At 73.8% G+C, this 24630-nt stretch carries 23 protein-coding genes; 17 read left to right on the top strand and 6 right to left on the bottom strand.

Annotated elements, in window-relative coordinates:
- Positions 1-3 precede the first annotated feature (3 nt).
- Both ffh and ACZ43H_RS11810 read left to right on the top strand, forming a co-directional pair.
- A complete protein-coding gene (gene ffh, locus ACZ43H_RS11815; protein WP_464590521.1) occupies positions 4-1575 on the top strand; it encodes a signal recognition particle protein in 1572 nt (523 codons plus the stop codon).
- 107 nt (positions 1576-1682) lie between these two features.
- Positions 1683-2054 (top strand): NYN domain-containing protein, encoded by a 372-nt coding sequence (locus ACZ43H_RS11810; protein ID WP_464590519.1) that lies wholly within the window; start codon positions 1683-1685, stop codon positions 2052-2054.
- Between the two features lie 32 nt (positions 2055-2086).
- On the opposite strand, the gene ACZ43H_RS11805 is transcribed toward ACZ43H_RS11810, so the two are convergent.
- Complete coding sequence (locus ACZ43H_RS11805; protein WP_464590517.1) at positions 2087-3253, bottom strand: ROK family transcriptional regulator; 1167 nt, start codon at positions 3251-3253, stop codon at positions 2087-2089.
- A 167-nt stretch (positions 3254-3420) separates the two neighbouring features.
- Between ACZ43H_RS11805 and ACZ43H_RS11800 the strand changes: the two genes are divergently transcribed.
- Together ACZ43H_RS11800 and ACZ43H_RS11795 are read left to right on the top strand one after the other, a co-directional pair.
- Positions 3421-5421, top strand: coding sequence for a glycoside hydrolase family 3 protein (locus ACZ43H_RS11800; RefSeq protein ID WP_464590515.1), 2001 nt, complete (start codon positions 3421-3423; stop codon positions 5419-5421).
- A gap of 70 nt (positions 5422-5491) precedes the next feature.
- The gene (locus tag ACZ43H_RS11795) at positions 5492-6577 is read left to right on the top strand and encodes an amidohydrolase family protein (protein WP_464590513.1); all 1086 of its coding nucleotides are present in this window, start codon (positions 5492-5494) and stop codon (positions 6575-6577) included.
- Positions 6578-6596: 19 nt separating this feature from the next.
- Here the strand turns inward: ACZ43H_RS11795 and ACZ43H_RS11790 are convergent, their stop codons facing one another.
- Entirely contained in the window at positions 6597-6893 is a 297-nt protein-coding gene (locus ACZ43H_RS11790) for a hypothetical protein (protein ID WP_464590511.1), read from the bottom strand.
- Between the two features lie 140 nt (positions 6894-7033).
- Here ACZ43H_RS11790 and ACZ43H_RS11785 point away from each other — a divergent pair, with 140 nt between their 5' ends.
- Positions 7034-11326, top strand: a complete 4293-nt coding sequence (locus tag ACZ43H_RS11785) for an nSTAND1 domain-containing NTPase (protein WP_464590509.1) — start codon at positions 7034-7036, stop codon at positions 11324-11326.
- Positions 11327-11344: 18 nt separating this feature from the next.
- On the opposite strand, the gene ACZ43H_RS11780 is transcribed toward ACZ43H_RS11785, so the two are convergent.
- Entirely contained in the window at positions 11345-11989 is a 645-nt protein-coding gene (locus ACZ43H_RS11780) for a hypothetical protein (protein WP_464590507.1), read from the bottom strand.
- Positions 11990-12169: 180 nt separating this feature from the next.
- Between ACZ43H_RS11780 and rpsP the strand changes: the two genes are divergently transcribed.
- The 7 genes from rpsP (at position 12170) to ACZ43H_RS11745 (ending at position 17052) form a co-directional block, all read left to right on the top strand.
- Positions 12170-12709 carry a 30S ribosomal protein S16 gene (gene rpsP, locus ACZ43H_RS11775; protein ID WP_464590505.1) on the top strand — a complete coding sequence of 180 codons (540 nt, stop codon included), beginning with the start codon at positions 12170-12172 and terminating at the stop codon, positions 12707-12709.
- 5 nt (positions 12710-12714) lie between these two features.
- Positions 12715-12957: an RNA-binding protein gene (locus ACZ43H_RS11770; protein ID WP_379184044.1), complete on the top strand. Its 243-nt coding sequence runs from the start codon at positions 12715-12717 to the stop codon at positions 12955-12957.
- A 105-nt stretch (positions 12958-13062) separates the two neighbouring features.
- Positions 13063-13641 carry a ribosome maturation factor RimM gene (gene rimM, locus ACZ43H_RS11765; RefSeq protein WP_464590503.1) on the top strand — a complete coding sequence of 193 codons (579 nt, stop codon included), beginning with the start codon at positions 13063-13065 and terminating at the stop codon, positions 13639-13641.
- Positions 13641-14798: a tRNA (guanosine(37)-N1)-methyltransferase TrmD gene (gene trmD, locus ACZ43H_RS11760; protein WP_464590502.1), complete on the top strand. Its 1158-nt coding sequence runs from the start codon at positions 13641-13643 to the stop codon at positions 14796-14798. The genes rimM and trmD overlap by 1 nt, the downstream gene beginning before the upstream one ends.
- A 296-nt stretch (positions 14799-15094) precedes the next feature.
- Entirely contained in the window at positions 15095-15445 is a 351-nt protein-coding gene (gene rplS / locus ACZ43H_RS11755) for a 50S ribosomal protein L19 (RefSeq protein WP_464590500.1), read from the top strand.
- 35 nt (positions 15446-15480) lie between these two features.
- Positions 15481-16272, top strand: coding sequence for a signal peptidase I (gene lepB / locus ACZ43H_RS11750; protein WP_464590499.1), 792 nt, complete (start codon positions 15481-15483; stop codon positions 16270-16272).
- A gap of 18 nt (positions 16273-16290) precedes the next feature.
- Entirely contained in the window at positions 16291-17052 is a 762-nt protein-coding gene (locus tag ACZ43H_RS11745) for a ribonuclease HII (protein WP_464590497.1), read from the top strand.
- On the opposite strand, the gene ACZ43H_RS11740 is transcribed toward ACZ43H_RS11745, so the two are convergent.
- Positions 16969-17733 (bottom strand): YqjF family protein, encoded by a 765-nt coding sequence (locus ACZ43H_RS11740; RefSeq protein WP_464590495.1) that lies wholly within the window; start codon positions 17731-17733, stop codon positions 16969-16971. The two genes, ACZ43H_RS11745 and ACZ43H_RS11740, sit on opposite strands and share 84 nt — an antisense overlap.
- Positions 17734-17743: 10 nt before the next feature.
- Positions 17744-18982 carry an NAD(P)/FAD-dependent oxidoreductase gene (locus ACZ43H_RS11735; RefSeq protein WP_464590493.1) on the bottom strand — a complete coding sequence of 413 codons (1239 nt, stop codon included), beginning with the start codon at positions 18980-18982 and terminating at the stop codon, positions 17744-17746.
- 69 nt (positions 18983-19051) lie between these two features.
- Between ACZ43H_RS11735 and ACZ43H_RS11730 the strand changes: the two genes are divergently transcribed.
- The 5 genes from ACZ43H_RS11730 to ACZ43H_RS11710 all read left to right on the top strand — a co-directional run bounded on the left by ACZ43H_RS11730 (position 19052) and on the right by ACZ43H_RS11710 (position 23600).
- Positions 19052-19360, top strand: coding sequence for a DUF2469 domain-containing protein (locus ACZ43H_RS11730; protein WP_180933790.1), 309 nt, complete (start codon positions 19052-19054; stop codon positions 19358-19360).
- A 146-nt stretch (positions 19361-19506) separates the two neighbouring features.
- Positions 19507-19881, top strand: coding sequence for a YraN family protein (locus tag ACZ43H_RS11725; protein ID WP_464590491.1), 375 nt, complete (start codon positions 19507-19509; stop codon positions 19879-19881).
- Positions 19881-21470 (top strand): YifB family Mg chelatase-like AAA ATPase, encoded by a 1590-nt coding sequence (locus ACZ43H_RS11720; RefSeq protein ID WP_464590489.1) that lies wholly within the window; start codon positions 19881-19883, stop codon positions 21468-21470. The genes ACZ43H_RS11725 and ACZ43H_RS11720 overlap by 1 nt, the downstream gene beginning before the upstream one ends.
- Positions 21467-22603 (top strand): DNA-processing protein DprA, encoded by a 1137-nt coding sequence (dprA, locus tag ACZ43H_RS11715; protein WP_464590487.1) that lies wholly within the window; start codon positions 21467-21469, stop codon positions 22601-22603. Before ACZ43H_RS11720 ends, dprA begins: the two co-directional genes overlap by 4 nt.
- A 97-nt stretch (positions 22604-22700) precedes the next feature.
- Positions 22701-23600: a tyrosine recombinase XerC gene (locus ACZ43H_RS11710; protein WP_464590805.1), complete on the top strand. Its 900-nt coding sequence runs from the start codon at positions 22701-22703 to the stop codon at positions 23598-23600.
- Positions 23601-23702: 102 nt separating this feature from the next.
- Here the strand turns inward: ACZ43H_RS11710 and ACZ43H_RS11705 are convergent, their stop codons facing one another.
- Entirely contained in the window at positions 23703-24332 is a 630-nt protein-coding gene (locus tag ACZ43H_RS11705; RefSeq protein ID WP_464590485.1) for a M23 family metallopeptidase, read from the bottom strand.
- Between the last annotated feature and the right edge of the window lie 298 nt (positions 24333-24630).

Below are 24630 nucleotides of genomic sequence, written 5' to 3'. Positions count from 1 at the left end.
GACTTGTTCGCCACACTCTCCGACCGGCTCGCCGACACCTTCAAGAACCTGCGCGGCAAGGGCCGGCTGTCCGAGGCCGACATCGACGCGACCGCCCGGGAGATCCGGATCGCGCTGCTCGAGGCCGACGTGGCCCTGCCCGTGGTCAAGGAGTTCGTGGGCGCGGTCAAGGAGCGGGCCCGCGGCGAGGAGGTCAGCGGGGCCCTCAACCCGGCCCAGCAGATCGTCAAGATCGTCAACGAGGAGCTCGTCACGATCCTCGGCGGCGAGACCCGCCGGCTGCGCTACGCCAAGACCGGACCGACCGTCATCATGCTGGCCGGCCTCCAGGGTGCCGGCAAGACGACGCTGGCCGCCAAGCTCGCGCTGTGGCTCAAGGAGCAGGGCAAGACCCCGATGCTGGTCGCCTGCGACCTGCAGCGACCCAACGCGGTCAAGCAGCTCCAGGTCAACGGCGAGCGCGTGGGCGTGCCGGTCTTCGCCCCCGAGCCGGGCAACGGTGTCGGTGACCCCGTCGGCGTGGCCCGGGCCTCGATCGACGAGGCGAAGCGCAAGCTCCACGACGTCGTCATCGTCGACACCGCCGGCCGCCTCGGCATCGACGCCGAGATGATGCGCCAGGCCGCCGACATCCGCGACGCCGTCGACCCCGACGAGGTCCTCTTCGTGGTCGACGCGATGATCGGCCAGGACGCCGTCGTCACGGCCCAGGCGTTCCTCGAGGGTGTCGGCTACGACGGCGTCGTCCTCACCAAGCTCGACGGCGACGCCCGCGGTGGTGCGGCGCTGTCCATCGCGTCGATCACCGGCAAGCCGGTCATGTTCGCCTCCGCGGGCGAGAAGATGACCGACTTCGACCTCTTCCACCCGGACCGGATGGCCTCGCGCATCCTGGACATGGGCGACATGATGACCCTGATCGAGCAGGCCGAGAAGGCCTTCGACCAGGAGCAGGCGGCCAAGGCGGCCGCCAAGCTGACCGGGCAGGGCGGCGAGTTCACCCTCGACGACTTCCTCGAGCAGATGCAGCAGGTCCGCAAGCTCGGCTCGATGTCGAAGATCATGGGGATGCTGCCCGGGATGGGGCAGTTCCGCGAGCAGCTCGAGAACTTCGACGAGCGCGAGATCGACCGGATCCAGGCGATCATCCAGTCGATGACGCCGGCCGAGCGCGCCAACCCCAAGATGATCGACGGCTCCCGCCGCGCCCGCATCGCCAAGGGCTCGGGGCGTCAGGTGTCCGACGTCAACAGCCTCGTGGACCGCTTCTTCGAGGCGCGCAAGATGATGCAGTCGATGGCTCGCGGCGGCGGCATCCCCGGGATGCCCGGGATGCCGGGCATGGGCGGCATGGGCGGCGGCAAGCGCGGGAAGGCCAAGCAGCAGCCCAAGAAGGGCAAGGGCAAGCGCGTGTCCGGCAACCCCGCGAAGGCGGCCCAGCAGGCCGCGGCCCAGAAGGAGAAGGCCGGCTCCGGCGGCAACCCCTTCGGAGCGCCGGCCGGCGAGGAGATCGACTACGAGAAGGCCGCCGCCGCCCTCGACCTGCCCAAGGACTTCTCCAAGTTCCTGAAGTGATCAGACGCCCAGTCGTGCGCGAGCGGAGCGAGCGTACGGCGTGGGGGCGTCGAAACCCGGTGGGACGACAAGCAACGTCGGGACGGGCAGACGAAGGGGCAAGGGTGATGGCCACAGTCCTCGTCGTCGACGGCGCCAACGTCGTCGGCAGCCGCCCCGACGGGTGGTGGAAGGACCGCGCCGGCGCGGCACGCCGCCTGCACGAGGGGCTCGCGGTCGCCGACACGCCGTACGACGAGGTCGTGCTGGTCCTCGAGGGCGCGGCCAAGGGCGGGGTCCGGCCGGGCCGCGACGCCCACCTGCGGACGGTGCACGCACCCCGCAGCGGCGACGACACGATCGTCGCGGAGGCCCGGGCCGCTGCCGAGCGCGGCAGCCGCGTCACGGTCGTCACCGCCGACCGGATGCTGCAGGCCCGCGTGCAGGCGGTGGGCGCGATGGCGCTCAGCCCGTCGTGGCTGCTCGACCAGCTGCCCTGAGCGAGCCCGCCCGGCCGGCGCCTGCCCCGGGCTCAGGCGACGGCGACCCGCGAGACGGCGAGCGAGATGGCACCCACCACCTCGGCCCGGTCCCCGAGCTGACCCGGCACCACCCGCACCGCTGCCGCCGTGTCCGGCTGCGCGTAGCGGTCGATGGAGAGCCGGATGCCCTCGGCCAGGGACGGCGATGCGCCCAGCGAACCGCCGAGGACGACTGCTTCGGGGTTGAGGCTGTTGCACAGGTCGCCCAGCGCCCGGCCGATCGTGCGGCCGGCATCGCTCAGCACCCGGCGCACCCCGGCGTCACCGAGCTCGTCGAGCTCGAGGATCCGCTCCACCGACAACGGCTCGTCGTACGCCGGCTGCAGCAGTCCGAGCAGTCGTGGCGCGGCCACCAGCGTCTCGAGGCAGCCCCGGTTGCCGCAGCGGCAGACCTGGCCGTCCTCGCCGACCTGGACGTGGCCGAGCTCGCCGGCGATGCCGGTGGCGCCGCGGTGCAGGCGTCCGCCGAGGACGATGCCGGCCCCGAGCCCGCTGGCCGCCTTGACGTAGACGACGTCGGAGAGTCCGCGGGCGGCACCCTGGCTCAGCTCGGCGAGCGCGCCGAGGTTGGCGTCGTTGTCGGGGAAGACGGGGACGTCGAGGCGGCGGGCGAGCTCCTCGCCGGGGAGCAGGCCCCGCCAGCCGGGCAGGATGCCGGCGCTGACCCGCGCCGAGCGGCGGTTGAGGGGGGCCGGGACGCACATGCCGACCCCTTGGAGGTCGCGGCGCTCGAGCCCGGCCGTGCGCAGGGCCGAGCGCAGCATGGCCGCGGCCCGGTCGAGGGTCGTCGCCCCGTCGGCGTCGACGTCCACGGGACGCACCTCCTCGGCCAGCACGCGTCCGGTGCGGTCGGCCACGGCGGCGCGCACGTGTCGGTGCCCGATGTCGACGCCGCCGACCCCGCCGCTGGCCGCGCTCAGCGTCACCAGCAGCGGCGGCCGACCGCTGCCGCCCTTGTGGGGCCGGCCCCGGTCGGCGGTCTCGCTGACCTGCCCGCTGTCGATGAGCTCCGCGATCAGGCTCGAGACCGTGGTGCGGGACAGCCCGGTGCCCCGGGCGAGGTCGGCCCGGCTCATCGGTCCCTCGGCGGCGAGCAGGCCGGTCACCGCGCGCCGGTTGGTCGCGCGCAGCCGCTCCAGCGAGCCGTAAGTGCCCATGACCGCAGGGTAGGAGATTTGTGCGGGACTCGCACTAAAAAGACCGAAGAGCGCGATCTTTTCTCATTGACGCTGCGGTTTCGCCGTTCCTAGGTTGAGCGGCACGCGCACCGCGCGATCCGGCCGTCAGGGCCGGACCCTCTTGCTCGGGCAAGGAGAACACACCCATGTCGAACCACCCCCCACGACGGCGCCGCGGCGTCGTCCTCGGCAGTGCCGTCGCCGGCGTCCTGGTCGCGGCGCTGCTGCCGTTCCAGGCGTCCGAGGCCCTGCCCGACGGCGCATCCGCCGACGGGACGCTGCCCTACCAGGACCCGTCGCTCCCCACGCAGCAGCGGGTCGATGACCTCCTGGGCCGGATGACGCTGGCCGAGAAGGTCGGCCAGATGACGCAGGCCGAGCGGCTCGACGTCGTCGCCGACCCGTCGCTGATCACGACCTACGGCCTGGGCAGCGTGCTGTCCGGCGGCGGGTCGGTGCCCGACACGAACACCGCCGAGGCCTGGGCCGACACCGTCGACACCTTCCAGCAGGCGGCGCTCGACACGCGCCTGGGGATCCCGCTGCTGTACGGCGTCGACTCGGTGCACGGCCACGGCAACCTGCTCGGCGCGACCGTGTTCCCGCACAACATCGGCCTCGGCGCGACCCGGGACCCCGCGCTGGTGAGGCGGATCGGCCACATCACCGCCATGGAGACCAGAGCCTCGGGACCTCAGTGGGCGTTCGCCCCCTGCGTGTGCGTCGCCCGCGACGACCGCTGGGGCCGCACCTACGAGAGCTTCGGCGAGAAGCCGGGCCTGGTCGTCTCGATGGAGACCGCGATCGACGGCCTGCAGGGCAAGCCGGGCCAGCTGGACCGCCCCGACCGGGTGCTCGCGACCGCCAAGCACTTCGCGGGTGACGGGCTCACCTCCTGGGACACCGGCGAGGGCGACTACACCGTCGACCAGGGCATCGACCGGGTCTCCCGCGAGGAGTTCGACCGGCTCGCGCTGGCGCCGTACCTCCCGGCGGTGCAGGAGCACCACGTCCGCTCGGTGATGCCGTCGTTCTCCAGCGTCGACTGGACCGAGGACGGCCTGGGCAACCCGATCAAGATGCACGCGAACAAGGAGCTCCTCACCGACGAGCTCAAGGGCGAGATGGGCTTCGACGGCTTCGTCATCTCCGACTGGCGGGCCATCCACCAGATCCCCGGCGACTACGCCACCCAGGTCGAGACCTCGGTCAACGCAGGCGTCGACATGTTCATGGAGCCGGGCTCGGGCGACGAGACCGACTGGCAGGACTTCGTCACGACGCTCACCCAGCTGGTGCAGGACGGCAAGGTCTCGCAGGACCGCATCGACGACGCCGTCTCGCGCATCCTCACCGCGAAGTTCGAGCTCGGCCTCTTCGAGCACCCGATGACCGACCGCACCCACATCAAGGACATCGGCAGCGCCGGCCACCGCAAGGTCGCCCGCCGGGCGGTCGCCGAGTCGCAGGTCCTGCTGCAGAACCGGGGCCGGACGCTGCCGCTCGAGCGCGGCCGCCAGCCGGTGTACGTCGCCGGCAGCAACGCCGACAACATCGGCAACCAGGCCGGCGGCTGGACGCTGACCTGGCAGGGCGGCTCGACCAACGTGATCCCCGGACAGACGGTCCTCGACGGCATCCGCGACGCGGCGACCAAGAAGGTCACCTTCAGCGAGACGGCCTCCAAGCCGGTCCCCGCCAAGGCCGCCGGCATCGTGGTGGTCGGCGAGACGCCGTACGCCGAGGGCTTCGGCGACGTCGGCGGCCCGCGCTGGGGCTACGACCCGGGCGACAACGGCGTGCAGCGCCCCGCGAAGACCATGCAGGTCTCCGAGGCCGACCAGCAGGCGGTCGACGAGGTCTGCTCCCGGGCGGCGAGCTGCACCGTGCTCGTCGTGTCGGGCCGGCCGATGATCCTCCCGCCGGCGCTGCTGCACGAGGCCGATGCGGTGGTCGCGTCCTGGCTGCCCGGCAGCGAGGGCGGCGGCGTCGCGGACGTGCTCTTCGGACGCCGCCCCTTCACCGGCAGGCTGTCGGTGAGCTGGCCGCGCAGCCTGGACCAGGAGCCGATCAACGTCGGCGACGCGGACTACGACCCGCTCTACCCCTACGGCTGGGGACTGCGCACGCACGGGCCGCGGCACTGACCTGCCGCTGACCCGGCAGCCTCGTCGTGCCCCGGACGCCCGGCCCCTCACGGCCGGTAGCGTCCGGGGCATGACTGCTTCCCAGCCTGCTCTGAAGTTCAGCGGCCCGGTCCTGCCCGACGGCGAGGCCCGCGACCTGTACGTCGTCGACGGCACGGTGACCTACGAGCGGGTCGCCGGCGCCGAGGACGCCGGGAGCGGCTGGATCGTGCCGGGCCTCGTCGACGCCCACTGCCACGTCGGTCTCGACAACCACGGCGCGGTGGACGAGGCCACCACCGAGCAGCAGGCCATCACCGACCGCGACGCCGGTGCGCTGCTGCTGCGCGACTGCGGCTCGGCCGCCGACACCGCGTGGGTGCACGACCGCGAGGACCTGCCCCGGCTGATCCGGGCGGGCCGGCACATCGCCCGGACCAAGCGCTACATCCGCAACTACGCCCACGAGGTCGAGCCGGTCGAGCTGGCGTCGTACGTCGCCCGGGAGGCGCAGCGCGGCGACGGCTGGGTGAAGCTGGTGGGGGACTGGATCTCCCGCGAGGAGGGCGACCTCGCGCCGTCGTTCCCGCCGGAGGCGTTCGCCGACGCGATCGCGGCCGCCCACCAGCACGGTGCCCGCGTCACCGCGCACTGCTTCGGGACCACGGTGCTGCCGGCCCTGATCGAGGCCGGCATCGACTGCATCGAGCACGGCACCGGGCTCACCACCGACCTCATCGACACGATGGTCGAGCGCGGCACGGCCCTGGTGCCCACGGTGATGCAGCTCAACAACTTCCCCGGCTACGCCGAGGCCGGCGAGGCGCGGTTCCCGGCGTACGCCGCCACGATGCGCGACCTGTACGCCCACCGCCGGGAGACGATCATGTCCGCTTACGAGGCCGGCGTGCCGATCTACGCCGGCACCGACGCCGGAGGGGTCCTCCCGCACGGCGGCATCGCGGGGGAGGTCCTCGAGCTGGCGGCGTACGGCTTCAGCGCCGAGGACGCCCTCGGTGCCGCCTCGTGGCGGGCCAGGGAGTGGCTCGGCTGGAACGCCACCCTGCACGAAGGCGCCCCCGCGGACTTCGTCGTCCTGGACCGCAACCCGCTCGAGGACCTCGGTGTGCTGCGGACCCCGGCGCGGGTGGTGCTCCGGGGGCGCGTGGTCGCCTGAGCCCCGCGCCGGGCGCCCCTCAACGGCGTCCGGCGCCGCTGCGCTCGGCCGCGTCCGCCGACACCGCACAGCGGCCGATCGTGCTGCCGGCCCAGGCGTGCCGGTTGGCCTCGCGCACGCAGGCGGGGAGGACGGCACCGGCCTCGGTCCAGTGCTCGACGGCGTCGGCCGACATGACGCACGGCACCTCCGGCGAGGCCGGGGCGGAGGCGGCGGGTGCCGAGCCCCCGGACGCGACCAGGGAACCCGAGACGAGGACGAGCGCAGCGACACCCAGGGTGTGCCGGGCGGTCCGGCGTGAAGCAGACGCGTTCATGATGGTTCCTTCCGGTGGTGGGTCCGGAGGTCGGGCCCACGACCAACGTCGGACGGGCCGGTGTCAGCGGCCCGCTGTCGCGGTATCAGCCCGGTATCAACGCCGTTGACCGCGGCCCCGGCCGATCCCACACTCGAGAGGTGAGGGTGCGGCTGCTCGGCCCCGTCGAGCTCGGGCCGGACGGTTGCGCCCTCGGCCCCCGGGACCGGGTCGTCCTCGCCGCGCTCGCCCTGCGCTGCGGCGAGTCCGTGAGCACCGAGCAGCTGGCCGACGCCCTGTGGTCGGCATCGCCCCCGGCCTCGTGGGCCAAGGTCCTCCAGGGCTGCGTGAGCCGGCTGCGCCGGGTCCTGGGTGCACCGGCGATCGAGACCACGCCGGCCGGGTACCGCCTGCATGAGCAGGCCGTCGAGCTCGACCGCGACGAGTTCGAGGCTCTCGTGGACCGGGCGCGCCAGAGCGCCGCGACCGGTTCGCCGGAGCGGGCGGCCAGGCTCCTCTCCGACGCGCTGTCCCTGTGGCGGGGTCGCCCCTTCGCCGAGCTCGAGGAGTGGATGCCGGGCCGGGTGGAGGCCTCCCGCCTCGTCGAGCTCCGGCTGGCCGCCCAGGAGGACCTGCTCGAGGCGCGGCTCGAGGCGGGGGAGCACCGCGAGGTCGCCGAGGAGGGCACGGTGCTCGTGCGCGAGGAGCCGCTGCGGGAGCGTCGGTGGGCGTTGCTGGCCCTCGCGCAGTACCGCTGCGAGCGGCAGGCCGACGCCCTCGCCTCCATCCGGGCCGCGCGCCGGGTGCTCGGCCGGGAGCTGGGGCTCGACCCCGGCTCGACGCTGGTCACCCTCGAACGCGCGATCCTGGACCAGGATCCTGCGCTGGCGGCCGACCACGAGTCGCGCGCCGCTGCGTCCCGGTGCCCGTGGAAGGGGCTGGCCTCCTACACCGCAGAGGACGAGGACACCTTCCACGGCAGGCGGGCGGAGATCGATCAGCTGGTCACCCGGCTGCCCCGCACCCCGCTGCTGGTGGTCACCGGACCGTCCGGCAGCGGCAAGTCCTCCCTGCTGAACGCCGGCCTGGCCCCCGCCCTGCGCCGCCAGGGCCGCCCGGTCGTGACGTTCGCCCCCGGGGCCGACGGGCACGCCGCCATGGCGCTGGCGCGGTCCGCGGCCACGGGCGAGCCGATGCTGCTCGTCGACCAGTTCGAGGAGGCGTTCACGCTGGGGACGGAGGAGCAGGCGGCCGCGTGGCTCGCCGAGCTGGCGTCGTACGCCGAGCACGTGGCGCCCGTCGTCGTCACGCTGCGGGCGGACCACGTCGCCCACCTCACCCTCGACCCCGGCTTCTCGCGCCTGGCCGAGCAGGGCATGCACCTCGTCGCGCCCCTCGCCGGCGAGGCGCTGCGCGAGGCGATCGAGGAGCCGGCCCGGCAGTCCGGCCTGCGGTTCGAGCCCGGGCTCGTGCCCCTGATGATGCGCGACGCCGAGCACCAGCCCGGTGCGCTGCCGCTCCTCTCGCACGCCCTGACCGAGACCTGGCAACGCCGCGAGGGCCCGCTGCTGACCGTGGACGGGTACCGGGCCTGCGGGGGCATCCGGGGCGCCGTGGCGGCCTCCGCGGACCGGCTCTACGAGGGCCTGTCGACGAGGGAGCGGGCCCAGCTGCGATGGCTCATGCTGCGCATGGTGACCCTGGCGGACAGCGGTGAACCGGTCCGGACGGCGCTGCCGCACGCCGCGGTCGGCGAGGAGCGTGGCAAGGTCCTGGACCTCCTGGTGCGCTCGCGCCTGGTCACCTCGGGGGGAGAGTCCTGCGAGGTCGCGCACGAGGCGCTGGTGCGGGCCTGGCCGCGGCTGCGGGCGTGGCTCGACGAGGACAAGGCGGGGCAGCGGATCGCGCGGCACCTGTCCACCACGGCCTGGGGCTGGGACGCGCTGGGACGCCCCGACAGCGAGCTCTACCAGGGTGCCCGGCTCGCCGCCGCCCTCGAGCTGCAGTCGCGACCCGGGTCCGACCCGACCCCGCTGGAGCGCGACTTCCTGGCGGCGTCGCAGGAGCGGGCCCGCGACGAGCAGCGCCAGCTCGAGCTGAGGGCGCACCGCCAGCGGGTCCAGAACCGTCGGCTGCGCGCCCTGCTCGGCGGGGTGGCGGCCCTGCTGGTGGTGGCCGTGGTGGCCGGGATCGTCGCCGTCGACCGGGGGAGGGCCGCCGGTCAGGAACGGGACACCGCCCGCACGGCCGAGCTCGCCGCGCAGCGTGAGTCGCTGGTCGGCAGGTCCCTGACCCTGCGTGCGACCAACCGGAGCGTGGCGGCTCTCCTTGCCGTGGAGGCCTACCGCCGCCAACCCGACGCCCTGGCCCAGTCCGCGCTGCTCGGCACCTTCACCGCCTCGCCCGGGTTCCTGGGCTACCAGTACCTCGCCGGACGCAGCAGCCTCAACGGAGCCGTCATCCCGCGCACCCAGCGCGCGGTGGTGTCGGGGGCCGGCAGCCACCTGGGAGTCCTCGACATCACGACCGGCACCATCCGCCATCCCTTCGGCCCGCCGCTCCCCAGGGCGCTCGACTACTCGGTGGTCAAGGTCAGCGAGGACGGTCGACGGGTGGCCCAGCTGCTGTTCGCGCCCCGCGACCCGTCGCGGTGCGGCACCTACGAGTCCTTGCAGGACCGGGACGGGCGCGGCTGCTCGGTCCTGGTGGTCCACGACATCGCGTCGGGGCGCCGGCTGCTCGGCCCGGTCGTGATCCCGTTCAGCGGCGCGGACGTCGCCGTCAACCAGGACGGGACGCTCGTGGCGGTGACCGGCGGGCTCGACGGTGACCTCGCGACGTACGACGTGGACAGCGGCCGGAGGCTGGGCACCCTCGCCGGGCTGCCCCGACCGAAGGGTGTCGACCTGTGGCGCGACACGGGCGCGGTCACCTTCGACCTCGGCGACCACGTCTACCTCGGCTCCCTGCGAGGTCCGGTCCGGGAGGTCGACGCCCGCTCGCTCCGGGTGCTGCGCACCCTGCCGGCCCCGCCGATGTCCTCGCACAACGACCTCGTCATCACCGACGACCAGGTGCTGGTCGGCGCCGGGGACCGGGCCCAGGTCGCGATCGACCTCCGCACCGGCGCCCGCCGGTGGACCGTGGACCTGCGCGACGAGCTGTCGCCCGAGCCGTGCCCGTTCTTCGCGGTCGCCGACGCCGTGGACCGCACCTACTGCGGCAACTACTTCGGGCAGCTCGAGGAGCGCAGCCTGTCCACCGGGCAGCGGACCGGCGTACGCCTCGATCCGCAGCTGGGGAGCGTGGGGGACCTGGTGGTCAGCGGGGACGGCCGTGAGCTCGTCGCCTTCGCGGCGGGCGAGGCGGCCTACTCCCGCTGGCGGCTGGACGGGTCCGGGCTGGTGGCACGGCTGCTCACCCCCGGGTACGCCGCAGTCCTGGGCTACGACCCGTCCGGCGCCTACCTGGTGACCGACCCGGACGCGCGGCTGCAGCACCAGTACCGGTGGTTCGGTCCGGTGGGCCTGGCAGGGGACATGACGGGAGTCCCCGGCTCGGGCCCCGTCATCCAGACCGCCGACGACGTCTGGGTGGCCGACGCGCCGCGAGCCGAACGCCTCGCCTGGGCCGGGCCGGGCACGCTCGCCCACTGGGGAGGTGGAGCCGGCGGGCTGATGGACGTGGCCTCGGGGCGCAGCCGGCCCGCCACGGCGCTGACCGGCGCGACCGACCAGGTGTTCGCCGAACCCGGTGGGACCCACGGATGGGCGACGGCGTACGACGGCGCCGTCGGCTCCGTTCGTCGGTTCAGCCTCGCGACCGGGTCGCCCACGGGTGTGGAGATCGACGTGCCCGGTTATGTCCAGTCCGTGGTCGTCACCCCCGACGAGGAGTCCGTGCTGGTGACCTGGTCGGGGGCGGAGGACTGGGAGACCGCCCGTTTCGACCTGGCCACGGGACAGCGGCTCGCGACGGGGATGCCCGGGCAGGTCCGGACCGCCATCAGCCCGACCGGACGCCTGGTGGCGGCGGACTCCGCCGGCGCCATCACCGAGTTCGACCCCCGCGACCTGACGCCGGTGGCCACCCTCCCGGGGGCCCGGGGGAGCACGTCCTCGCTGCAGTTCGACGACGGCGGGGAGCGGCTGGCCGTGACCAGCGCCGACCAGACCGTGCAGATCTACGACATGGCCTCGCGCACGCGCCTGGGCGACGCCATCGAGTCGGCCGCGCACGACGGGCTGACCGAGGGCTGGCTGGCCCCCGCCGGCGCGACGATCGCGGTCAACGGGCAGTCGGGGGTCGTGGCCTGGGCCCTCGATCCGGGGGTGCAGGCACGGGCAGCCTGCGTCCTGGCCGGGCGCAACCTGACCCGGACGGAGTGGTCGACCTACCTCGGCGACAGCGAGCGCTACCGCGCGACCTGCCCGGCGTACCCCGACGGGAAGTGACCGGGCCCCCGGGCCTCCTCAGCGCGGCGGGCCTCCCGGTGGCGGTCCGTACGACGGTGCTCCCTGCGGCTGGCGCGGGGCGCCGTTCGAGTAGCGGACGCCGGTCACGATCAGGACGATCAGGCCGAGGACCCCCAAGAACATCGGGACGAGGATCGTGGCGAGGATCCCGCCGACGAAGCTGCCGATCCTGGGCGCCGGTCCGATCTGCGCCGGGCCGCCGGACCGGTCGCAGGTCACCTCGAGCTGCCCGGAGCCGGAGTCGAAGCGCCGGTCGCCGACCCACTCGCCGCTCCCGCCGGAGGATCGGGTGAAGCTGCCGGAGACCGGCGAGTAGGTGACCTCCTGGCCGGTGGCCCGGTCGACCAGCGAGCAGCGCGCGGCGTCGTACTCGTGGACCCACAGCATCTTGTCCTCGCCGGGCTCGAGCAGCACGGCGTGGGCGGCCCCGTCGGCGGGCACCGTCGCGTCCGTGGCCATGAACCCTTTCAGGGTCCACACGAACGTGCCGATGCCGATCGCGATGCCGGCCAGGATCAGCCCGCCACCGACCACGAACCACCAGCCGCTGGGGCGTGGCCGGCGCGGGGGAGGAGGGGGGACCGGGGCGCCGTACGGCGGGGGTGGGGCGGCGCCGTACGGTGGCGGTGGGTACTGGCTCATGGCCGTACCCTGCCCGATTTAGGCAGCGTGCAACCGATCTGGCAGAATCACCCGCTGAGTCCTGTGCGCCCGGACCCTCTCAGCCGGGCGCCGCAGAGCCCACGAGGAGCCCGGACCGGTGTCCCCACTCAGGTGAACGGCCCTCACCACACACGAAACGTCCAAGGAGACACCACCAACGTGTCGGTCAAGATCCGTTTGAAGCGCCTCGGCAAGGTCCGGGTGCCGCAGTACCGCATCGTCATCGTCGACTCGCGCAAGAAGCGCGACGGTCGCGTGATCGAGGAGATCGGCAAGTACCACCCCAAGGAGGACCCGTCGTACATCGACGTCGTCTCCGACCGGGCGCAGTACTGGCTGGGCGTCGGCGCGCAGCCGACCGAGGCCGTCGAGGCCATCCTCAAGGTCACCGGTGACTGGCAGAAGTTCAAGGGCCTCCCGGGCGCCGAGGGCACCCTCCGCCACGCCGAGCCCAAGCGCGACAAGCTCGAGATCTTCAACGAGGCGCTCAAGGAGGCCGCGAGCGAGTCCAAGGGCGACGCCGTGACCAAGAAGGCCGCCGCCAAGAAGTCCGACTCCGCGAAGGCCGACAAGGCCGAGGAGCCGAAGGCCGAGGAGACCCCGGCCGAGGTTCCCGCCTCGGAGACCCCGGAGGGTGCGGCCGCCGAGGCCGAGGCCGCCGAGGGCACCGAGAAGGCCGGCGACAAGGCCGAGTCCTGAGCGCCATGCTCGCCGAGGCCCTCGAGCACCTGGTGCGCGGCGTGGTCGAGCACCCGGACGACGTCGTCGTCCGGGACAAGCAGCTGCGCCGCGGCTCGATCCTCGAGGTCCGGGTGCACCCCGACGACCTCGGCAAGGTGATCGGCCGCGGCGGCCGCACCGCCACGGCCTTCCGCACGGTGATCTCCGGGCTGGCCGGTCGTGGTGGGGCTCGCATCGACTTCGTCGACGTCGACCGGCGCCGCTGAGGCCCACCGGTGGTCACGCAGCCGTGACCACCACCAGCATCGCGATCGAATGGGTGCCGCCCTCGGGCGGCACCCATTCGTGGTTCCCAGAGCAGGAAGGCAACCGTGGTCCCGACAAGCCCGACCAACGAGGGTGACGGCACGATCGAGGTCGTCGTCGGCCGGATCGGCAAGCCGCACGGCGTGCGGGGCGAGGTCACCGTCGACGTGCGCACCGACGAGCCCGAGCGGCGCTACGCCCCCGGTGCGATCCTGCGCGCGCAGGCGCCCCGCGGGTCGCACAGCCCGCTCACCACGGTCACGGTCGCCCGAGCCCGCTGGCACCAGAGCACCCTGCTGGTGACCTTCGAGGAGATCCCGGACCGCACCGCCGCGGAGGCCGCCCGCGGCATCGTCCTGCACGCCTCGATCCCGGCCGACGCGTCCCCGGAGGACCCCGACGAGTTCTACGACCACCAGCTGATCGGCCTGGCGGCGTACGACCTCGACGGCACCGCGCTCGGCGAGGTCACCGCGGTGGTCCACGGCGGCGCCCAGGACCTGCTCACCATCCGCACCCCCGACGGCCGGGACACCCTGGTGCCGTTCGTGCAGGCGCTCGTGCCCGAGGTCGACGTGGCCGGGGGCAGGGTGGTCGTCGCCGACCGTCCCGGGCTGGTCACGCCCCTGCCCGAGGACGACTAGTGCAGGTCGACGTCGTCACGATCTTCCCCGGCTACCTCGAGCCGCTCGAGCTGTCGCTGGCGGGCAAGGCCCGGGACAAGGGCCTGCTGGACGTGCGGGTGCACGACCTGCGCGGCTGGACTCACGACCGGCACCGCACCGTCGACGACACGCCGTACGGCGGCGGTGCCGGCATGGTCATGAAACCCGAGCCGTGGGGCGAGGCGCTCGACGAGCTGGTCCCGGCGGGTGCGTCCGGCACGACCGTCGTGTTCACCACGCCGTCCGGTGAGCCGTTCACCCAGGAGCTGGCCCGCGAGCTGGCGACCCGGGAGCGCCTGGTCTTCGCGTGCGGCCGCTACGAGGGCATCGACCAGCGGGTCCTCGACGAGGCGCGCACCCGCGCCGAGGTGCGTGAGATCTCGATCGGCGACTACGTGCTCAACGGTGGCGAGGTCGCCGCGCTGGCGATCACCGAGGCCGTGGTCCGGCTGATCCCCGGGTTCATGGGCAACCCCGAGTCCCTGACCGAGGAGTCGCACGAGGACGGGCTGCTGGAGTACCCCGTCTACACCAAACCCGCCGAGTGGCGCGGCCGCGAGGTGCCGCCGGTGCTGCGGTCCGGCGACCACGCCGCGATCCGAACCTGGCGTCACGAGCAGGCGGTCCGGCGCACCGCCGAGAGGCGCCCCGACCTGGCCCACCCAGCGGTGCTGCTCGACGACGTCGAGCTCCGCCTGGTGCAGCCCGCGGACGCGGGGGAGCTGTACACCCTGCAGCGGGCCTGCTGGGTCCAGGAGGCCCAGGACAACCCCGGCGTCGAGATCCCGGCGCTGCTCGAGACCTTCGAGGACCTGCGTGCCTGGATCGCCCGCGACACCGTCCTGGTCGCCCGGTCCGCGGGGCGGCTGGTCGGCGCGGTCCGCGCGAGCCTGCACGACGACGCCTGGCACATCGGCCGCCTCATGGTGGCCCCCGACCTCCAGGGCCGTGGCCTCGGCCGCACCCTGCTCTCCCGCATCGAGGCGGCCGCCCCCGCCCAGGTCACGTCGTACGAGCTCTTCACCGGCGCCGGCAGCCTGCGCAACCAGCGGATGTACAAGAAGGCCGGCTACCGCCTCCGCGGCGAGCTCCAGCCCGGTGCCGTCCGCCTGGTCAAGCCCCGTCGGGCGAGATAGTCCGGCACGTTCCTGATTTTCCGGGACAGTCCGGCACGTTCCTGACGTCTTTGGGGACCGGGCGAGGCAGGAACGTGCCGGACTATCCCGGATTTCTGGGGTACGTCGCGGCTGTGGCAGACTTGCGCCTCGGCCCGTCGGCCAAACAGGGATCGCCCCGAGGACTCGTTCCGGGCGGGGGATCCGCGTCAGTTCCTGCCACAGGGGGAGCGTGACGCCGCCGGCCAGCACGACGGTCCCACAACAGAACCGTTCCCCGTACCGCGGCTGACCTGTGGCACTCGCGAGGAGAGACAATGAGCAACGTCATTGCCGAGCTCGGCAACGCGATCAAGCGCGACGACGTCCCGGCCTTCCGCGCCGGTGACACCATCAAGGTGCACGTCAAGGTCGTCGAGGGCAACCGCTCCCGCGTCCAGGTCTTCCAGGGCGTCGTGATCCGCATCCACGGTGCCGGCGTCGGCCGCACCTTCACCGTCCGCAAGGTCTCCTTCGGCGTCGGGGTCGAGCGCACCTTCCCGCTGAACTCCCCGATCTTCGAGCAGATCGAGATCGTGACTCGCGGTGACGTCCGCCGGGCCAAGCTGTACTACCTGCGCAACCTGCGCGGCAAGGCCGCCAAGATCAAGGAGCGCCGCGAGGCCTGAGCCCGTTCCAGCCAACGGCTCCCTAGACTCTGCGCGTGAACAACGAAGACCGCGACTCCACGTCCGTCGTCGATCCTGACGAAGGGGAGTCGCGGTCTTCGCGTTCCCGCAGGAAGAAGAAGAAGCACCTGCCGGTCTGGCAGGAGACGGTCCTCCTGCTCGGCATCGCGCTGGTGCTCGCCATCGTCATCAAGGCGCTCTTCGTCCAGGCGTTCTACATCCCCTCGGAGTCCATGGAGCCGGGGCTGGTCAAGAACGACCGCATCCTGGTCCAGAAGGTGTCCTACTGGGGCGGTGGTCACCCCGAGCGCGGCGACGTCGTCGTGTTCAAGGACCCCGGCGACTGGTTGAGCCCCGAGGAGTCCGCCGGTCCCCAGAGCGGGCTGGCGCGACTGATGGCCAAGGTCGGTCTCTACCCCTCGGGCGGCCACCTGGTGAAGCGGGTCATCGGCGTCGAGGGCGACGTCATCACCTGTTGCGACAAGCAGGGCCGCATCTCGGTCAACGGCCAGCCCCTCGACGAGGCGTCCTACGTCAAGGAGAAGGGCATCGACTGCAACGGACCGATGGTCTACCGCTGCGATAAGGACTGGACCGCCGGCCCGGTGCCCAAGGGGCACATCTTCGTGATGGGCGACAACCGCGGCCACTCCGCCGACTCGAGCGCGCACATGTGCCGCAGCGACGAGACCGACTGCGTGCCCGGTGACGAGTACGTCGCCACCGACCTGGTCGTCGGCAAGGTGTTCGTCCGTCTCTGGCCCAGCGACCGCTTCGCCTGGGTGCACCGTCCCGACACCTTCGCGGACGTGCCCGACCCCTCCTGAGCCCGCCGTGAGTGCTTCATGAGTCTGCTGCCCCGAGGTTCGACGGTCCGCCGCGACGCGGGTCTCTACGGCTACGAGCGCGCGCTGCGCCGCCACGGCATCGAGCCGATCGCCGGCGTCGACGAGGCCGGCCGCGGAGCCTGCGCCGGGCCGCTGGTGGCCGGCGCCGCGATCCTGCCCGCCGGGAAGTCCGGCATCATCCCGGGCCTGGCCGACTCCAAGCTGCTCACCGAGAAGGCGCGCGAGCGCTGCTACGACCAGGTCGTCAGGCGGGCGCTGGCCTGGTCGGTCGTCATCATCGGGCCCGAGGAGTGCGACCGGCTGGGCATGCACGTGGCCAACGTGGAGGCGCTGCGCCGCGCCGTCGCGCTGCTGGACCTGCCCCCTGCCTACGTCCTCACCGACGGCTTCCCGGTCGACGGGCTCGGCGTGCCGGGGCTCGCGGTGTGGAAGGGGGACCGGGTCGCCGCCTGCATCGCCGCCGCGTCGGTGCTCGCGAAGGTGACCCGGGACCGGATCATGCGCGACCTCGACGCCGAGTGGCCGGCGTACGACTTCAAGACCCACAAGGGCTACATCACCGACGTGCACACCGCGGCCCTCACCGAGCACGGACCCTCGCCGGTGCACCGGATGCGGTTCGTGAACGTACGCCGCGCGGCCGGGCTCGAGCCCGCCGCGTCGGCCGAGGTGGCCTCAGCGTCGCCCGCGGCCGACGCGCTGGGGGAGACCGAAGACCGTCTGGACGCCGGGGGAGAACAGCACCGACTCGGGGCGTGAGGAGACCAGGTCCCGGGGCAGTCCCGCCGCGGCCACCAGGGTGTCCTCGAGGTGTGTCAGCTGGGCCCGGTGCAGCGGCCAGGGCTCGTGGGTGTTCGGCACCCACAGCGTCCGGCCGAGCATGCTCGTGTGCAGGCCGAAGCGGGCGGTGAGGAAGAGCTCGAGCGGGGACGGGTCGGTGATCGGCTCGCCCACCTCGACGTCGATGCGGCCCCCGACGCCGGTCCCGCGACGGCGGGACCGGTAGGAGAGCCGTGCCCCCCGCGGGTCGGCGCCGGGGGTGCGGGGCGACGCCTCCATGGCCGCCCACCGGTAGGGGACCCCGAACGCGACGTTCGCACCGACGACGACGGGCAGCCGGTCGGCGTCCAGGGAGCGGAAGACGACGCCGTGCCGCCCCTGCTCGTCGACGGAGTACACACGGACGTTCGTCTCGAGGAACGTGCCCAGCCAGGGGACCGGCCGGCCGCGCCCCGCAGCTGCGTCGACCATGCGGAACGGGATGAGCCCCACCCAGGCGCTGCCGTCGTGCAGGTCGGGACTGACGCCGCGAGGCAGCAGCGGGGCGACCAGCTCCGGCGCCACCCGCCAGTGCACGAAGCTGATGTCGCGCCACCACTGGCTCATCACCTGGGCCGTGGACAGCGGTGGACCCACCGGGTCGACCACGCCGCCGGTCACCGGGCGCCCCTCACGAGGCGGCCAGCTGACGACGCACGGCCGCCGCGGTGCGCGCACCCGAGACCAGCGCACCCTGCAGCGACGAGGTGTCGCGGTGATCGCCTGCGACGAACAGGCCGTCGCCCAGGTCGACGGGTCGACGCACCTCGAGCGGGGGTCCCACGAGGGGGAGGGCCTCCGGGACGTCGTGGCGGACGACCACCTCCCAGCCGTCCGTCGGGGCGGCGTAGAGCTCCGCGAGGTGACGGCGTACGTCGGCCTCGCCGGCGTCGCTCGGCAGCAGCGTGGTGGCCTGGACGAGCGGACGTCCGCGAGGTGCATAGGTGGGCGCCGCGTTGGTCACCACGACCGTGTTGACGACCGGTCCCGCGGACCGGCCACGTCCGTCCAGGCGCAGCAGCGTCGACGTGGTGGGTGCCGCCGGCGCGGTGAACCACCAGGTGCGCAGCCCGCGCATCGTGGGCCGGGGGAGACCGAGGAGCTCGGACGCGGTGCGGGGGTCGGTGGCGACGACCACCGCCCGCCCGCGCGCGGTGAGACCGTCGGCCAGCACCTCCCGACCGGCGGCCCGCACCTCCCGGACCCTGGTGCCGAGACGGACCGGGCGACCGGGCAGCACGGCGAGCTGGTCGGGGAGCGCCTGCATGCCGCGCGCCGGCACCCCCGGTGTCGCTCGCAGGAAGCTCCGCAGCAGCAGCCGGACGAAGGTCGCCGACGAGTCGCCGCGGTCGTCGGCGAGCACGCCCGTCAGGAACGGCTCGAGCACCTCGCGGCGCAGCCTGCCGTCCACGTGCGCAGGATCCAGCGAGGCCGCCAGGGAGCGGTCCCGGCCGGCGAGCAGCCGTGAGACCGGACCGAGGGCGGGCGCCACCCAACCCGCAAACCGCACCAGCTCGAGCGGCCGGACGTAGCCGCTGCGCAGGGTGGCGGGCAGCGTGGCCGGCCGCCGGATCGGGTCAGCCAGGGTGGCCGGCCCGTCGGCGGTGAGCACGTCCACCCCGCGCCCGAAGGCACGCAGGTCGAGGGCGGCCAGGTCGAGGTGGCGACGGGCCGCCGGGTAGGCGGGGTTCAGCAGCTGGAAGCCGCGATCGCAGCGGAAGCCGTCGACGATGTCGGTGCGAACCCGGCCGCCCGGGGCGTCACCGGCCTCCAGGACCAGCACGTCGAGGCCGGCACGCTGCAGCTCGCGGGCGCAGAGGAGTCCGGCGATCCCGCCACCCACCACGACGACGTCGGCTTCATCCCTCACGCGTCTACGATGCCAGTGGGGGTGGAACACCGTCCCCGACCATGCTGGCGGACGCGACGAGGAGAGCCGATGAGTGCCGAGGATCTCGAGAAGTACGAGACCGAGATGGAGCTCACCCTCTACCGCGAGTACCGCGACGTCGTGTCGATCTTCAAGTACGTCGTGGAGACCGACCGTCGCTTCTACCTGTGCAACCAGGTCGACGTGAAGGCCCGCACCGAGGCCGGCGAGGTGTTCTTCGAGGTGTCGATGAGCGACGCGTGGGTGTGGGACATGTACCGGCCCGCCCGGTTCGCCAAGAACGTCAAGGTGCTCACCTTCAAGGACGTCAACGTCGAGGAGCTCAGTCCCGCGGACATCGACCCGCCCAAGGCCTGACCTCCGGTCCGCCCGGGCTCCGGATCCGTCGGACGGGCCACGAGTCGTCCACAGGGCACCGTCCCGCCACCCTCCTCCACAGCGCCCTCCCCGGCACCGCGCCGCCGTCCCCGCCCGCGGCGACGCTGGGCGCAGGAGGTCGGATGATGACGGGATCGACAACGGCGCGGAGCAGGCGGGCGCTCGGGGACCACGGCGAGCGGGTCGCGGAGCGCCACCTGTGTGCCCAGGGGATGGTCGTGCTCGACCGGAACTGGCGCTGCGACGAGGGCGAGATCGACCTGGTGCTGCGCGACGGCGGGGTGCTGGTCGTGTGCGAGGTGAAGACCCGCAGGGGTGTGGGCTGCGGGACGCCGCACGAGGCTGTCACCGCCGAGAAGCTCGACCGGCTCCGACGCCTCGCCGAGCGCTGGCTCACCGCCCACGACCTGCGACCCCCGGACGTGCGGATCGACCTGGTCGCCGTCCTGCTCCCGCCTCGTGGCGCCTGCCGGCTCGACCACGTGCGGGGGCTGGTCTGATGGCCTTCGCGACCGCGCGCGCCGTCTCACTGCACGGGGCGGTGGGCCACCTGATCGACGTGCAGACCGACGTGTCGCCCGGCCAGGTCGGCCTGACCCTCGTGGGCCGGCCGGACGCCTCGCTCAACGAGGCGCGGGACCGCTGCCGGATGGCCGTCACCAACAGCGGCCTGGAGTGGCCGTCGACCCGCCGGATCACCGTGCTGCTGTCGCCGGCCGACCTGGTGAAGCGCGGCAGCCACTTCGACCTGGCGATCGCCGTGTCGATCCTGGGGGCCGCCGGGAACCTGCCCGCGGCGGCTCTGCACGGCGCGGCCTTCATCGGTGAGCTGACCCTCGACGGCGGGCTGCGCTCGGTGCCGGGCGTCCTGCCGATGGTGCTGGCGGCGGCCGAGCGTGGCCTGCACCGTGTCTTCGTGCCGGAGCCGCAGGCCCGGGAGGCCGCCATGGTGCCCGGGATGGCCGTCATCGGCATGCGCTCGCTGGCCCAGGTGGTCGCCGAGCTCCGTGGCGAGGAGGTGCCGGAGGCCCCGCCCGTCGCGCCCATGTCGGGCAGCCGGCTGCTGTCCTGGCGCGGCTCGGAGCGGATCGAGGAGGTCGACATGTCCGACCTGGTCGGCATGCCCGACACCCGCTACGCCGTGGAGGTCGCCGCGGCCGGCGGCCATCACCTGCTGCTGTCCGGGCCGAAGGGGTCGGGGAAGACCAGCATCGCCGAGCGGATCCCCGGGATCCTGCCCGATCTCTCCTCCGAGGAGTCGCTCGAGCTGACCGCGATCCACTCGCTGGCCGGCGCGCTCGAGCCCGGTGACGGGATGCTGGTGCGGCCACCGTTCTCGGCGCCGCACCACGACGCCAGCAAGACCAGCCTGCTGGGCGGGGGCCTCGGGGCGGTCCGGCCCGGTGAGCTGAGCCGGGCGCACGCCGGCGTGCTGTTCCTCGACGAGTTCCCGCTGTTCCGCTCCGACGTCATCGACGCGCTGCGTCAACCGCTCGAGAGCGGCGAGGTGACCGTCGCCCGCCGCGACGAGTCGGTGACGCTGCCGGCCCGTGGCATGGTCGTCCTGGCCTGCAACCCCTGCCCGTGCGGGGACTACGCGCCCCACCTCGGCCGCCACACGTGCAGCTGCCGCGAGGTGCAGCGTCGTGACTACCGCCAGCGGATCACCGGGCCGGTGTCCGACCGGATCGACATCCTGCGGCACCTGGCACCGCTGAAGCCGGCGGACCGCGACGACCTGTTCGCGCCTCGGGAGTCGAGCGCGGAGATCCGGGTCCGGGTGGAGGCCGCGCGGGCGCGCCAGGCCACGCGGTACTCCGGTCGCAGCTGGCGGCTCAACGCCCAGGCCCCCGGACCGCTGCTGCGCGAGCACTGGCCGCTGGACCGCGAAGGACAGGCCGCGGTCGACGACGAGACGTACTCCGGCAGGCTGACCCAGCGCGGCGCCGCGCGCGTGCACCGGCTGGCGTGGACTGTCGCCGACCTGAGGGGCATCCCGCGACCGGGCCCCGCGGAGGTCGCGGTGGCGCTGCGGTTGCGGTCCGGCGCCCCTCTCATGCTCGCCACGATCGAGCGGAGAGCCGGATGAGCGTCCCCGAGCGGGAGCTGCTGGCGCGGGCCGCGCTCTCCCGACTGACCGAGCCCGGCGACCCGAAGATCGCGGTGCTGGTCGCCGACCTCGGCGCCGCCCGGCTCTACTCGTTGCTGCGCGAGCAGCGCGACCTCGGCGGACTGCTCACCGACGTGGCCGCGCGGCTGGCGTCCATCGACCCCGTGCGCGACCTCGAGCAGGCCGAACGCCTCGGGCTGCGGTTCGTGGTGCCCGGCGACGAGGAGTGGCCGACGCAGCTCGACGACCTCGCGGCAGCGACCCCGCTCCAGGAGCGGGGCGGGGTCCCGTTGGGGCTCTGGGTGCGCGGACCGGTCCGCCTGGACAGCCTGGGTGAGTCGGTCGCCGTGGTCGGCTCGCGCTCGGCCACGACGTACGGCGCCGACCAGGCCGTCGACATCGCGGCCGTCACGGCCCGTGCGGGGTTCACCCTGGTCTCGGGGGCGGCGTTCGGGATCGACCAGGCGGCGCACCGGGGCGCCCTGGCAGTCGGCGGCCGGAGCGTGGCCGTCCTCGCGTGCGGGGCGGACCGGGCCTACCCCAAGGCCCACCTGCCCCTGATCGACCATCTCGCCGCCGAGGGCGCGGTCATCTCCGAGGCTCCACCCGGCTGCGCTCCCACCCGGGTGCGCTTCCTGTCCCGCAACCGGCTCATCGCCGCGCTGACCCGCGGGACGGTCGTGGTCGAGGCGGCGGTGCGCAGCGGCGCGCTGAACACCGCCAACTGGGCCGGCCGGCTCAACCGGCCGCTCATGGGGGTGCCCGGGCCGGTGACCAGCGCCCCCTCGCAGGGCGTCCACCAGCTGATCAGGTCCGGTGCGGCCACGCTGGTGACCTCGGGAGGGGAGGTGCTGGAGATGTTGGGGGCCTCGGGTGAGCACCTGGTCGAGGTGCCGCGCGGCCCCAGCCGGTCGCGTGACCGGCTGACCCTGCGCGAGCAGCAGGTGCTGGACGCCGTCCCCGTGGGGCGTGGGGTCGGGGCCGACTCCGTCGCCCGCACCGCCGGGCTCGGACTGATGGAGGTCGGTTCGGCACTCGGGCGGCTGCTGCGCCAGGGCCTGGTCGAGCAGGACGAGCAGGGCTGGCGGCTCGCCGCGCTCGCGCACACCTGACCCGCCACGGCTGCCTACACTCGTCAGCGTGACGCACGAGGCGGACGAGGCCCGGGAGACCGGTGGGGCGGACGAACGCGACGTGCTGCCCGATCCCATGACCGCGGTCCTGGGGGACTACGAGCGCCACCTGGTCGCGGAGCGGGACCTGGCCCCGCACAGCGTGCGCGCCTACCTCACCGACGTGGCCGGCCTGCTCGAGCACGCGGCCCGTCTGGGGCACACCGGGGTCGACACCCTCGACCTGCGCTCGCTGCGCAGCTGGCTGGCCAAGCAGCAGACTCTCGGCCGCTCGCGCACGACGCTGGCACGCCGCGCCACGGCCGCCCGGGTCTTCACGGCCTGGCTGGCCCGCACCGGCCGCGCACCGCTGGACGCCGGCCCGAGCCTGGGCTCGCCCAAGGCCCACCACGAGCTCCCGCCGGTGCTGCGTGTCGACGAGGCCGACGAGCTGATCCGCGCCGCCTCGGAGCTGGCGGACGACGGCAGCCCGGTGGGGCTGCGCGACGTGGCGATGCTGGAGCTGCTCTACGCGACCGGCGTCCGGGTCGGCGAGCTGGTGGGACTCGACGTGGACGACGTGGACCGCGACCGCTACGTCATCCGGGTGTTCGGCAAGGGGCGCAAGGAGCGCTCGGTGCCGTTCGGGCGCCCCGCCGCGCGGGCCCTCGACTTCTGGCTGCGGCACGGCCGGCCGCTGCTGGCGCGCGACGGGTCCGGAGCCGCGCTGTTCCTCGGTGCACGCGGGGGCCGGATCGACCAGCGCGCGGTGCGCACGCTGGTGCACCGGCGGATCGCGGAGGTGCCCGGCGCCCCCGACATCGGTCCGCACGGCCTCCGCCACACCGCGGCCACCCACCTCCTGGAGGGCGGCGCCGACCTGCGCTCGGTCCAGGAGCTGCTGGGGCACGCCTCCCTGGCGACGACCCAGCTCTACACCCACGTCACCACCGACCGGCTCCGTCGGGCGTATCAGCAGGCGCATCCCAGGGCTTAGCGGAGACGCGTCAGCGGATCCGCTGATGGTGGTCGCCTTCGAGACGCCTCGTCCCTCGGCTCCTCAGGAACCATGCGAGGCGACCGGGGTGTCGAGACACCTTCAGGGCAGCGGGAACAACGAGAAGAACGGTCGCCAGCCGGCGTAGGGGAGCGCTGGTGGCCGCCACCGGGACGGCGGCGCGGACCCGTCGAGAGGCTCCGCCCCGGAGAGGGGCAGCAGCCGGACCGGTCCCGCACCGACCAGCCGCAGCGGGTCGAGGTAGGTGTCAGCCTCGATCCACCCCCAGTGCAGGCACGCGCGGGGGAGGCAGTGGGAGCCGGGAAGGTCGAGCAGCCCGATCCGATCGCCCGCCGCCACGGTGTCGCCGGTCCGGGCGGTCGCGGTGACCGGCTCGTAGGTGGTGCGGGTCGCCCCGTGGTCGACGACCACCACCCCCCGGCCGGCGATGGAGCCGACGAAGGCGACCACGCCGGGCAGGGCCGTGCGGACCGGCTGGCCGGGGGAGCCCAGCAGGTCCACGCCACGGTGCCCCGCTCCCCACGGCGACGTGGGCGGGTCGAAGCCGGTGACCACCTCCGGCTCGGGCTGCAGCGGCCACACGCCGACCGGATCCGGTGCCCCGGGTGCGCCGAGCGCCGCGGCGGGCCACAGGAGGCCCAGCACGACGCCCAGGACGACGACGAGCGCGGGCCCGGGGCACCGGGTCGGGCGGGCGGTGAGCGACTGCATGGTGGCAGCCTGCCCGGGACCACGGCCTCGGCGTACGCTCCCCGGGCGGGGCTGGGGAGAGGCGCCGTGGGAGTGGCGCTTGCGGACGGTTGCCGGCCCCTCGCCGCTGATTGGCCGGGGACCCCCGAGGTCGACTACTCTGGTCGACGCAATCCTTGCGGATTGACTTCGCACGCCCGCCGACCGCGACGGAGCCTGACTTCTGGGTTCCGACCACCCGTGGGCGAGCCCCTCAGTCCTCTCCGGCAGCGGAGCGGGTCGGGTCTCGCGTGGGCGTCAGGGCAGCCGACTCCCGTCG

It is taken from the genome of Nocardioides sp. DN36 (assembly GCF_055380375.1).
This window is presented reverse-complemented; position numbering and strand designations above follow the sequence as displayed.